Source organism: Mycolicibacterium setense (assembly GCF_000805385.1).
Classification (GTDB): Bacteria; Actinomycetota; Actinomycetes; order Mycobacteriales; family Mycobacteriaceae; genus Mycobacterium; species Mycobacterium setense.
In genome coordinates, this window is the sequence record NZ_JTJW01000003.1 from 182,410 (window position 1) to 193,775 (window position 11,366).

Here is an 11,366-nt window from a genome sequence, read left to right on the forward strand (position 1 = left end):
TCGTCAGTACCGTTGGGACGATGTCGGTAGTCAACTCGCAAATCACGCAGTTAGGTGGGGTGTCCGTTGGTCATTGGACCGATGAGTCGTCTCTGACCGGGTGTACGGCTGTTCTGCTTCCTCCCGGCGCCGTGGCGTCGCGGGAGGTCCGTGGTGGTGCACCGGCGACGCGGGATTTGGACGCATTGGCTCCGGACAAGGCGGTTACATCTATCGATGCCGTTCTTCTCACCGGAGGCTCGGCTTTTGGTTTGGCTTCTGCCGACGGGGTGATGAGGTTCCTCGAGGAACAACGACGCGGCGTACCCACTCCCGGTGGGCTCGTTCCCATCGTTCCGACGATGGCTCTATTTGACCTGGCAGTCGGCAACTCATCGGTCCGTCCGACGGCTGAGAACGGATACCAGGCCGCCTCGTCGGCGACCGGTCCCAGCTTCGCGGTGGGGCGGATCGGAGCGGGAGTCGGTGCCTTCACATCGCACTGGCGCGGCGAAGGAGACCGCAAGCCCGGCGGGATCCAGTACGCGGAAACCGTTTTGGGAGATCTGGTGGTCGGTGCGCTGTGCGCGGTGAACGCATATGGCGACGTCGACCGCGGGAACACCGCCGTGAGTCTGGACAGCGTCGCGGATCTGAAGCCACCGTTCACTTACTCGTCGGACCGTGTCCATACGACGATCGGTGTCGTGATATCCAATGCGCGACTGGATAAGACGGCATGCTTCGTGGTTGCTCAGGGTGCGCACGACGGACTTTCGCGTGCTCTCACGCCGCCCCACACCAGATATGACGGCGATGGGTTCGTGGCCGTGGCAACAGGTGAAGTCGAGGCCGATGTCGACACCGTCCGCCTCATGGCGCTGGACGCTGTTTGTCGTGCGATACGTTCAGCTCCGGAGCGGTGATCAGACTACGAACGACCGGGCGGCATCGCCGATCACACTCACAGGCCGACGAGCCCCACGACGACCAGCACCGCGCCGACAGTGGCCACCACGGCCGCTACCTTGCGGTGGCGTTGCGTCTGCAGCCAGGTGTGCAGCGCCGACAGGGCAGCGCGGGTGCGCTCGGGGGCCAGCAGGTAGGAGATCAGCGGAATCTCCACGAGTCCGAACGCCACCACGTTGAACAGCAGCAGGGCGCCCACTTGGGTGGCTGCCGCGGCGCCGGAGGCCACGATGAGCGCGAGTGCGGCGAGATAGTCGACCGACGGCAGTGCGATGCCCAGGCCCGCGGCGCTGGCCGTCCACAGTGAGTGACCACCCAGCAGTTGCCGGACGCGTGTCATGAGCGGACCGGGTTCCCGCTCACGTCTGGGACCCAGGATGCGCGTCGGTCTGCCGATGGCCAGGACAGCCGCGGCCAGCAGCGCTGCCGCCCCCACCGCCAATTGCACTCTGGGAAGGGTGAAATGGGCCGATCCGAGGGCCGGCCGCAAGATGAACAGCACGACGATGCCCACCGTGGTTCCCATCGCGAAACCACCGATGAGGAACGCCAGCAGTTGCAGCAGCGGCCGCGGCCGGTTCAGCATCACGACGGTCATGCCGATGCGGAAGGGCTCCAGGCTGACGGCGGCGGCCATCACCAGAAGCGGAATCCACATGATGGGCGCCAACTTACCGGCCCGCCCCCGGGTTGTGTTCACCGCGATCGCGACTCTGGCCCGCGCCGCCGGTCACGACGATGATGGAGCACGTGACGTCTGTGCACACGGCCCTGCCGGTGGTCGACCTGAACGACGCACCCGAGCGGCTGCGCCAGGTCGCGCACGACGTGGGTTTCTTCTACCTGACCGGCCACGGGGTTTCGAACGAACTGTCAGACCGCCTGCTGGCCTCCGCGCGGCGCCTGTTCGCCTTGCCGCAAGCGGTCAAGGACGCGGTGGCGATGACCAACAGCCCGCACTTCCGCGGCTACACGCGGTTGGGTGGTGAGCTGACCGGTGGGCGGGTCGATTGGCGCGAACAGATCGACATCGGTCCCGAGCGTGCACCGCTGGCCGATCCCGACGAGGACTATCTGCGGCTGCAGGGCCCCAACCAGTGGCCCGCGGGTCTGCCGGAACTACCCGAGGTCATCGCGCAGTGGGACGCTGAACTGGCCCGGGTGGGGCGAACGCTGCTGCGGGCTTGGGCGTCGGGCCTCGGCGCGGATCCCGAGGTGTTCGACGCCGCGTTCGCCGATACCCCGGCCACGCTCATCAAGATCGTGCGGTACCCGGCCCAGGCCGAGAGCGACCAGGGTGTCGGTGCGCACCGCGACGCCGGCGTGCTGACGCTGCTGCTGGCCGAGCCCGGAACTCGTGGTCTACAGGTCCGTGGCAGTGACGGCGCGTTCATCGACGTCGATCCGCTGCCCGGAGCGTTCATCGTCAACATCGGCGAGATGCTGGAGATCGCCAGCGGCGGCTATCTGCGGGCCACCGAGCATCGGGTCCGGGTCAGCGCCACCGAACGCATCTCGGTGCCGTACTTCTTCAATCCGCGGCTCGATGCCGGCCTGCCGGTGCTGACGCTGCCCGACGAGCTCGCGGCCGGAGCGCGGGGCGTGAGCACCGACCCGTCCGATGACCCGATCTATGCGGTGTATGGGCGCAATGCGTGGAAGAGCAGGGTGCGCGCGCACCCCGACGTGGCGGCCGCCCACGGGTACGGACGGGCGGATCCGGTGTGACCGGGCGCTGTGTGAAGATGGAGATGTTATGAGTGCAACAGAACTGAGCCCGACATCGCTGCGTGAGGCGTTCGGCCACTTTCCGTCCGGTGTCATCGCGATTGCTGCCGAGGTAGAGGGCACCCTGGTCGGCTTGGCCGCCAGCACGTTCGTGCCGGTGTCGCTCGATCCGCCGTTGGTGTCGTTCTGCGTGCAGAACTCCTCGACCACCTGGCCCAAGCTCAAGGATCTGCCGTCGCTGGGCATCAGCGTGCTCGGCGAATCCCATGATGAGGCGGCCCGCACCTTGGCGGCCAAGACCGGTGACCGGTTCGCCGGCCTGAAGACCGAGTCACGCGAATCCGGCGCGGTGTTCATCCACGGAACCAGCGTGTGGCTGGAGAGCACCATCGAGCAACTGGTGGAGGCCGGCGATCACACCATCGTGGTGTTGCGCGTCAGCGATATCACCGTCAATGCCGACGTGGCGCCAATAGTGTTCCACCGCAGCACGTTCCGTAAGCTGGGCGCCTGACTTCCTCGGCGCCGCGGTAACGGATCGGCCGACTCAGGGGCGAGCGGCGAGTTCGTCGCGATATTTGGCGATGCGCGCTTCGATCTCGCCCGCATCGCCCGGGCGGCCCTCTTTACGGGCCAGCTCGGCCCGGACCGATAGTTCCCGGATCGCGGTCCGGATCTCGTTGACGCTGTGAGTCTGTCCCATGCTCATGAAGCTGCCTTTCGACGCTGATTGGCTGCTCCTCGAGCCTACGCCGAGCGTGCACTCAGATCGCATCCTGAAGTGAAATCGCGATCTGAACGCACAGTCGACGCAAGATAGCTACCGCCTAAAGAGCTTGTTGCCCAACCACACAATCGGGTCGTACTTGCGGTCGGCCACCCGTTCCTTCATCGGGATCAGCGCGTTGTCGGTGATCTTGATGTTTTCCGGGCACACCTCGGTGCAGCATTTGGTGATGTTGCAGTAGCCCAGGCCGAACTCGTCCTGAGCCATGTCCTTGCGGTCCACGACGTCGAGCGGGTGCATGTCCAACTCGGCGATCCGCATGTGGAACCGGGGGCCGGCGAAGGCTTCTTTGTTCTCCTCGTGATCGCGCACCACGTGGCAGACGTTCTGGCACAGGAAGCACTCGATGCACTTGCGGAATTCCTGGCTGCGCTCGACGTCCTGCTGCTGCATGCGGTACTCGCCGGGCTGTAGATCCTTCGGCGGCGTGAATGACGGGATCTGGCGAGCCTTTTCGTAGTTGAACGAAACGTCGGTCACGAGGTCGCGCATCACCGGGAACGTCCGCAGCGGCGTCACCGTCACGGTCTCGGACGGGTCGAACGTCGACATCCGGGTCATGCACATCAGCCGTGGGCGGCCGTTGATCTCCGCCGAGCAGGACCCGCACTTGCCGGCCTTGCAGTTCCACCGCACCGCCAGATCGCCGGCCTGGGTCGCCTGCAGGCGGTGGATGATGTCGAGCACCACCTCGCCGTCGTTGACCTCGACGGTGTAGTCCTGCAATTCGCCGCCGGTCTCGTCGCCCCGCCAGACTCGCAGGTTCGCGTCATACGCCGCCATGTCAGCCCTTCCGATCGGGGTGTTCGGCCAGTTCTTGTTCGGTGTAGTACTTTTCGAGTTCGGACAGCTCGAACGTGGCGAGCAGGTCCTCCCTCATGGGCAGTTGGGATTCCGGCGTCACCGTCACGTCCGGGACCACCTGATCCTCACCCGTCGTCCGGCACACCAGCAGGGTGTTGCGCCAGTTCGCGTCCATGTCCGGATAGTCGTCGCGGGTGTGCCCGCCCCGGCTTTCGGTGCGTGCCAGGGCGGCCTTGGCGACGCACTCGCTGACCAGCAGCATGTTGCGCATGTCGATGGCCAGGTGCCAGCCGGGGTTGAAGACGCGACCGCCCTCGACGCTGACGTTGTGGATGCGGGTGCGGAGCTCGGCCAGCTTGGCCAGTGCTTCCTCGATCTCGTCGGCCTTGCGGATGATGCCGACCAGGTCGTTCATGCACTGCTGCAGCTCGGCGTGCAGGGTGTACGGGTTCTCCGGGTTGGGGTGCGAGTCGAACGGCGACAACGCCAGTTCCGTGGCCTCGACGATCGCGGCCTCCGAGACCGCGGGCCGCTCCGGCAGTGCCTGCACGTAGTCGGCTGCGCCCAGACCGGCGCGGCGACCGAACACCAACAGGTCTGAAAGGGAGTTACCACCAAGGCGGTTCGAGCCGTGCATGCCGCCTGAACACTCGCCCGCGGCGAACAGTCCCGGGGTGGCCGCCCCGCCGGTGTCGGGATCGACCTCGATGCCGCCCATCACGTAGTGGCACGTGGGGCCGACTTCCATTTCGTCCTTGGTGATGTCGACCTCGGCCAGCTCCTTGAACTGGTGGTACATCGACGGCAGCCGGCGCTTGATCTCCTCGGTGGGCATCCGGGAGGCGATGTCGAGGTACACCCCGCCGTGCGGCGAGCCGCGGCCCGCCTTCACCTCTGAGTTGATGGCGCGGGCCACCTCGTCGCGGGGCAGCAGGTCAGGCGTGCGCCGCGCCGAATCGTTGTCCTTGAGCCACTGGTCGGCTTCTTCTTCGGTCTCGGCGTACTGGCCCTTGAACACCGCCGGGATGTAGTCGAACATGAACCGCTTGCCCTCGGAGTTCTTGAGCACTCCGCCGTCACCGCGGACGCCCTCGGTGACCAGGATGCCCTTCACCGACAAGGGCCAGACCATGCCGGTGGGGTGGAACTGGATGAACTCCATGTTGATCAGCCCGGAGCCGGCGCGCAGCGCCAGGGCGTGGCCGTCGCCGGTGTACTCCCACGAGTTCGACGAGACCTTGAACGACTTGCCGATACCGCCGGTGGCCAGCACGATCGCGGGGGCCTCGAACAGCACGAACTTGCCGGTCTCACGGTAGTAGCCGAACGCGCCGGCGATCCGTTCACCGTCTTTGATCAACTCGGTGATCGAGCACTCGTGGAAGACCCTGATCCGGGCTTCGTAATCGCCGAGCTCGGCCTTGTCCTCCTGCTGCAGCGAGACGATCTTCTGCTGCAGGGTCCGGATGATCTCCAGGCCGGTGCGGTCGCCGACGTGGGCCAGCCGCGGATAGGTGTGCCCGCCGAAGTTGCGCTGGCTGATCCGGCCGTCTTTGGTCCGGTCGAACAGGGCACCGTAGGTCTCCAGCTCCCACACGCGGTCGGGGGCCTCCTGCGCGTGCAGTTCGGCCATCCGCCAGTTGTTGAGGAACTTGCCGCCGCGCATGGTGTCACCGAAGTGCACCTGCCACGAGTCCTTGGTGTTGACGTTGCGCATGGCGGCCGCGCAGCCGCCCTCGGCCATCACGGTGTGGGCCTTGCCGAACAACGACTTGGTCACCACCGCCACCCGCAGACCGCGTTCACGCGCCTCGATCACCGCGCGTAGACCCGCTCCACCGGCACCGATCACGACTACGTCGTAGGAGTGCCGCTCTAGCTCACCCATGAAAATCCCCACTCGCCTCTCGCGTGTATGTACTTGTCGGCCAATAAATCAGCTGGCCGACTCAGCCGATGAACCTGAGATCGGAGATGGTGCCGCTGGCCACCAACATGATGTAGAAGTCGGTCAGGACCAGGGTGCCCAGCGTGATCCAGGCGAAGAGCATGTGGCGGGTGTTGAGCTTGCTCACCTGTGTCCAGATCCAATACCGGACAGGGTGTTTCGAGAAGTGCTTGAGCCGGCCGCCGGTGACGTGCCGACACGAGTGGCACGACACCGTGTAGACCCACAGCAGAATCACGTTGACCGTCAAGACGATGTTGCCCAGGCCGAACCCGAACCCGGACGGCGAATGGAACGCGGTGATCGCGTCGTATGTGTTGACCAGGGATATGAGCACCGCGGCGTAGAAGAAGTACCGGTGCACGTTCTGCATGATCAGCGGAAGCCGGGTTTCCCCAGTGTATTTCGCGTGGGGCTCGGCCACCGCGCAGGCGGTCGGTGACTGCCACACCGATCGGTAGTACGCCTTGCGGTAGTAGTAACAGGTCAGCCGGAAGGCCAACAGGAACGGCAGTGAGATGAACGCCATGGGGATGAACCAGGGCAGGTCGCCCACCCATTGACCGAAGTGGCTCGATCCGGGCGCACACGCCGTGCTGACGCATGGCGAGTAGAACGGCGTCAGGTAGTGGTAGTCCTCCACCCAGTACGCGCTGCCCCAGAACGCCCGGACCGTCGCATAGATGACGAACGCCGCGAGCCCCAGATTGGTCAATAGTGGTGCCTGCCACCACCGGTCGGTCCGTAGGGTGCGTTGGGGGATCTGTGCTCGTGTGGACGAGAAGACCCCGGTCGCGCGACGGTCAGCGGTGGGTGCGCTCACTGTTCCCTTTCTGCGGTTCAGTTGTTCATCGGGCGCCAAACGCCCACGGGCTCAGCGGTATCCGCCGAGGCCCTCGTCGGCGACGTCCTGCCAGAACTCGCCTCCGTATTGGGTGTCCGGGATCCCGATTTTCTCGCGGGCCGGTTGTTGGCGTGTCACGCCGTGACGCATCTCCAACTCTTCGGCGTCAATGTCCAACCGCTCGATGTCGTTGAGGATCCGCTCGGCGTCGTTCGCCACGCGGCGCATGGCGGGGGAATCCCCGTACTTCGACGCCAACGTGGTGACACAGCGACGCATGTCGCCGATCAGGTTGTGGAGTTCGGAGAACTCGGTGGTGGTGGACAAGTGACCTCCTCGGGCTGAAGGTGTCAGGGCTCACAGTACGACAACCAATGCTAGCCACATCACGATCCCGACGTGATGCGCATCACGTCCCCGGGGCAATTCTCGGGCGCTCGTGATGGGGCGTCCGAACCTGGGCCGTAGGGTTGGTTTCGCCGGCTTCGTGGCCGGTCAGAAGACATTTGAGCACCTGGAGGAGTTATGGCCGAGACGAATTTGCAGGACCGGGCCGCGGCGCTGCTCGCGCTGCACCAGCCCGGTAACCCGGTTGTGCTGCCGACGGTCTGGGATGCCTGGTCGGCCCGCCTGGCCGTCGGCGAGGGCTTCTCCGCACTCACCGTGGGTAGTCATCCGCTGGCCGATTCCATCGGTAAGGCCGACGGCGAGGTGATGTCGTTCGACGATCTGCTGACCCGGGTGCGGCAAATCACCGACGCGGTCGAGGTGCCGGTCTCGGTCGACATCGAGTCCGGCTACGGCGAGCGGCCCGAGCGGTTGATCGAGGGTCTGCTCGACGTCGGCGCGGTCGGACTGAACATCGAGGACACCGTGCACAAGGAGGGCAAGCGGCTGCGCAGCTCTACCGAGCACGCCGAGCTGGTGGGTCAGCTGCGCGCGGCCGCGGACGCCGCGGGTGTGCACGTGGTGATCAACGCGCGCACCGACCTGTTCCTGCGCAAGGACGGAGATGACGCGGATCGCGTGGACCGCGCGATCGCCCGGCTGTCCGAGGCGGCTGCCGCCGGGGCCGATTCGCTGTTCCCTCCCGGCCTGGCTGATCCGGAAGACCTGGCGCGCTTGGTCTCTGCGGTGCCGCTGCCGGTCAGCGTGACGGTTCCGGCCGATACCGCCGATCTGGCCGCGCTCACCGCCGCCGGCGTCGGGCGCATCACGTTCGGGCCGTTCCTGCAGGGCGCACTGAGCGCGCGGGCCAAGGAGATCCTGGGCCGTTGGCGGTAACCGACCCCGGGTGAGGCGCCCACCATCCGCGCCGATCAGAGATTTTGGCAAACTTCCGCTTCCCGCCGGGCGATCTGTGCCAATAATTGCCCACTGATACCTCGAGCGGGCGGGATGCAGCGATGGGTTGGCGCATACGAAGTGTGATGACACTGGCGGCGGTCGGTGGGGTGGTGCTCGGTGGGATCGGCGCGGCACCGGCTGGGGCCTCGTCGTTCTCGCCGTTCTCGAATCAGATCCGGAACTGCGATCACGTCGCGGCACTGTTCCTCGACGGAATGGGGTCCGGTTCCGGCTCGGGATGGGCCGATGTCAGCGCCGACGGCTCGAATCTCCGTGCCCAGGTCCACCTACAGTCGGCCCGGCCCGATTCCGGCTACCACGTCCGGCTCATCCAGCTGCCCCGATCGAGCGCCGCCCCGTGCAATGTGGGCGATCCGGGGGTGTCGGGCGGCGTGCTGCACACCGACGTCAGCGGCACCGGAACCATCACGGTCTCCGGACCGACCATGGAGAACGCGAACGCGGCCTGGGTGGTGGTCGAGGGTCCCCCACCGCCGGGCCGCATCCGCGGTGACGTCTATACCTCGGACTTCCTGGCGAAGTTCTGAACTATCCGAAAACCGGTGGCCTCCAATGGGTTCCACCGGTTTTCGGCGTCGGCGGCTCAGCGTAGGCGGATCCGGACGGCCAGGGCGGCGCATCCGATGACCACGGCGCCGCCGAGCACTGTCGACCAGGCCAGGCGCTCGTGCAGGAGCAGTGCCGCCCAGCCGATGGTGAGCACAGGCTGGACCAACTGGACCTGGCTCACCTGCGTCATCGGACCGATGGCCAGGCCGCGGTACCAGGCGAAGAAGCCCAGATACATGCTGACCGCGGCCAGGTAGCCGAAGGCGGCCCACTGCACCGGCGTCGCATGCGGCGGTTGTTGCACGACCGTCATCGCCGTCAGTGCCAGCATCACCGGCGCGGCGACCACAAGGGCCCAGGACACCGTCTGCCAGGCGCCCAGTTCCCGGGCCAGCAACCCGCCCTCGGCGTAGCCGACCGCGGCCGCGAGCACCGCGCCGAACAGCAGCAGGTCCGGCCAGCTCAGATGGCCGAATCCGGCGCCGTGCACCATGGCGAACACCACCGCGGCCACCGCTCCGGCGGCTGCCATCGCCCAGAACGTGGCCGGCGGGCGCTCGTGCCCGCGTAACACCGCGCACACCGCGGTGGCGGCGGGCAAAAGTGCGACCACGATGGCGCCGTGGCTGGCGGGAACGACCGTGAGCGCGTAGGAGGTCAGTAGCGGAAATCCCGCGACGACACCTGCTGCGACGACGGCGAGCCGGGCCCACTGCCGGCCGGTGGGCAGAGTCTGCCGGGTCAGTGCCAGTGCGAGGACCGCGATGGCGGCGGCGACGACGGCGCGTCCGGCGCCGATGAACAGCGGTGACAGTCCACCGGTGGCCACCTTGGTGAACACGATGGTGAACGAGAACGCCGTGACACCCAGCAGCCCCCACCACAGTCCCGGGTGGGATAGCGCTGACGAGCTTCCGCGGGTAGCGCTACTCTGTATCAACATGGATAACGATAGCACTGAGCTCATCGTGTCCGGCCTGCGCACGTGGATCGCCACCGCGCCCCCGGGTGCGCAGCTGCCGTCCAACCGGGCGCTGGTGGCTCGATACGCGGCCAGCCCGGTGACGGTCGCCAAGGCCATGCGCACGCTGCGCAGTCTCGGGTTGGTGGAGAGCCGGCCGGGCGTCGGGACGTTCGTGCGCGCGGTCCGCAGCGCGCGCCTGCCGGACTATGGCTGGCAGACCGCCGCGCTACGGTCCCCACAGGCGCGCATCCCCGCCTTGTCGACGCCGCTGCGCAGCGTCGCTCCCGACGTGATCGCCTTGCACTCCGGCTATCCCGTCCGCGAACTCCTGCCCCAGCGGCTGGTCCGCAGCGCATTCACCCGGGCAGCCCGCGGGGACGCCGCGCTGAATCCCGCACCCGTAGCGGGACAACCCGAGTTGCAGGGCTGGTTCGCCCAGGAACTGGCCGAGGCGTTCGGTGCCGGCGTGACGGCGCCGAGCGCGCGGGAGGTGATCGTGCTGCCGGGCAGTCAGAGCGGCCTGAGCTCGATCTTCCGCGCATTGGTCGGCTTCGGACAGCCGATGTTGATCGAGTCGCCCAGCTACTGGGGAGCCATCCTGGCGGCGGCGCAGTGCGGTGTGCGGCTGGTACCGGTGCCCAGCGGGCCACGGGGCCCTGAGCCCGAGGAGCTTGCGCGCGCCTTCGCAGAGTCCGGTGCCCGGGTGTTCTACGCCCAGCCCAACTACGCCAATCCGACTGGTGCCCAATGGGATCCAGAACTGGGAAGCCAAATTCTGGATGTGGTGCGCAACCACGGCGCCTATCTGATCGAGGACGACTGGGCACATGATTTCGGTATCGACAGCACCTCGATACCGCTGGCGGCGTCTGACGACGCCGGCCACGTCATCTATCTGAGGTCCTTGACCAAGAGTGTGTCGCCGTCGGTCCGGGTGGCCGCGATGGTGGCCCGAGGTCCTGCCCGCGACCGGATCCTTGCCGACCGTGGAGCGGAGTCCATGTACGTCAGTGGTCTGTTGCAGGCCGCGGCGCTCGATGTGGTCACTCAGCCGGCCTGGCGAACCCACCTGCGTGATCTGCGGCAACAGTTGCGGGTCCGCCGCGACCTGTTGATCGCTGCCCTGGCCGAGCATGCACCCGGCGCACAGTTGGCGCACGTGCCCCGGGGCGGGCTGCATCTGTGGCTGCGGCTTCCCGATGCGACGAATCTGCAGCGGCTGGTTCGCGAGTGCGAGGCCGACTCGGTGCTGGTGGCCGCGGGCAACGAGTGGTTTCCCGCCGAGCCGTCGGGGCCGTACCTGCGGCTCAATTACTGCGGGCCGGATCCGCAGCGATTCGCCGAGGCCGCCCGCGTCATCGGCCAGGCGCTGGACCGTCAGCCGGGATAGCGGGACCTCACGATCGGGCAATCTCACATGTGCGAC

13 protein-coding genes are annotated in these 11,366 nt (G+C 66.8%); 6 read left to right on the forward strand and 7 right to left on the reverse strand.

Going from position 1 to position 11,366, the window contains the following annotated elements:
• Positions 1-20: 20 nt before the first annotated feature.
• The gene (locus QQ25_RS02355; protein ID WP_039376944.1) at positions 21-905 is read left to right on the forward strand and encodes a P1 family peptidase; all 885 of its coding nucleotides are present in this window, start codon (positions 21-23) and stop codon (positions 903-905) included.
• A 38-nt stretch (positions 906-943) separates the two neighbouring features.
• On the opposite strand, the gene QQ25_RS02360 is transcribed toward QQ25_RS02355, so the two are convergent.
• A complete protein-coding gene (locus QQ25_RS02360) occupies positions 944-1,606 on the reverse strand; it encodes a GAP family protein (RefSeq protein WP_039377711.1) in 663 nt (220 codons plus the stop codon).
• Positions 1,607-1,689: 83 nt separating this feature from the next.
• On the opposite strand from QQ25_RS02360, the gene QQ25_RS02365 reads away from it, so the two are divergent.
• A complete protein-coding gene (locus QQ25_RS02365) occupies positions 1,690-2,676 on the forward strand; it encodes an isopenicillin N synthase family dioxygenase (RefSeq protein WP_039377712.1) in 987 nt (328 codons plus the stop codon).
• A gap of 28 nt (positions 2,677-2,704) precedes the next feature.
• Positions 2,705-3,190, forward strand: coding sequence for a flavin reductase family protein (locus tag QQ25_RS02370; protein ID WP_039312946.1), 486 nt, complete (start codon positions 2,705-2,707; stop codon positions 3,188-3,190).
• Positions 3,191-3,223: 33 nt separating this feature from the next.
• Here QQ25_RS02370 and QQ25_RS30465 read toward each other — a convergent pair whose 3' ends face one another.
• The 5 genes from QQ25_RS30465 to QQ25_RS02390 all read right to left on the reverse strand — a co-directional run bounded on the left by QQ25_RS30465 (position 3,224) and on the right by QQ25_RS02390 (position 7,386).
• Positions 3,224-3,385 (reverse strand): hypothetical protein, encoded by a 162-nt coding sequence (locus tag QQ25_RS30465; protein ID WP_101906371.1) that lies wholly within the window; start codon positions 3,383-3,385, stop codon positions 3,224-3,226.
• Positions 3,386-3,496: 111 nt separating this feature from the next.
• Positions 3,497-4,246, reverse strand: a complete 750-nt coding sequence (locus QQ25_RS02375; protein ID WP_039312949.1) for a succinate dehydrogenase/fumarate reductase iron-sulfur subunit — start codon at positions 4,244-4,246, stop codon at positions 3,497-3,499.
• Position 4,247: 1 nt separating this feature from the next.
• Complete coding sequence (locus tag QQ25_RS02380) at positions 4,248-6,155, reverse strand: fumarate reductase/succinate dehydrogenase flavoprotein subunit (protein ID WP_039313805.1); 1,908 nt, start codon at positions 6,153-6,155, stop codon at positions 4,248-4,250.
• Between the two features lie 61 nt (positions 6,156-6,216).
• Positions 6,217-7,038 (reverse strand): succinate dehydrogenase subunit SdhC, encoded by an 822-nt coding sequence (locus QQ25_RS02385; RefSeq protein WP_039312952.1) that lies wholly within the window; start codon positions 7,036-7,038, stop codon positions 6,217-6,219.
• Between the two features lie 51 nt (positions 7,039-7,089).
• Positions 7,090-7,386 carry an Rv0250c family protein gene (locus QQ25_RS02390; protein ID WP_029106321.1) on the reverse strand — a complete coding sequence of 99 codons (297 nt, stop codon included), beginning with the start codon at positions 7,384-7,386 and terminating at the stop codon, positions 7,090-7,092.
• Between the two features lie 198 nt (positions 7,387-7,584).
• Between QQ25_RS02390 and QQ25_RS02395 the strand changes: the two genes are divergently transcribed.
• Both QQ25_RS02395 and QQ25_RS02400 read left to right on the forward strand, forming a co-directional pair.
• A complete protein-coding gene (locus QQ25_RS02395) occupies positions 7,585-8,343 on the forward strand; it encodes an isocitrate lyase/PEP mutase family protein (protein ID WP_039376945.1) in 759 nt (252 codons plus the stop codon).
• Between the two features lie 146 nt (positions 8,344-8,489).
• On the forward strand, positions 8,490-8,954 hold the full coding sequence (locus tag QQ25_RS02400; protein WP_234711828.1) for a hypothetical protein: 465 nt from the start codon (positions 8,490-8,492) through the stop codon (positions 8,952-8,954).
• Between the two features lie 56 nt (positions 8,955-9,010).
• On the opposite strand, the gene QQ25_RS02405 is transcribed toward QQ25_RS02400, so the two are convergent.
• Positions 9,011-9,919 (reverse strand): DMT family transporter, encoded by a 909-nt coding sequence (locus QQ25_RS02405; protein WP_039376947.1) that lies wholly within the window; start codon positions 9,917-9,919, stop codon positions 9,011-9,013.
• On the opposite strand from QQ25_RS02405, the gene QQ25_RS02410 reads away from it, so the two are divergent.
• Positions 9,918-11,330, forward strand: coding sequence for an aminotransferase-like domain-containing protein (locus QQ25_RS02410; protein WP_052235567.1), 1,413 nt, complete (start codon positions 9,918-9,920; stop codon positions 11,328-11,330). The two genes, QQ25_RS02405 and QQ25_RS02410, sit on opposite strands and share 2 nt — an antisense overlap.
• Positions 11,331-11,366: the final 36 nt, after the last annotated feature.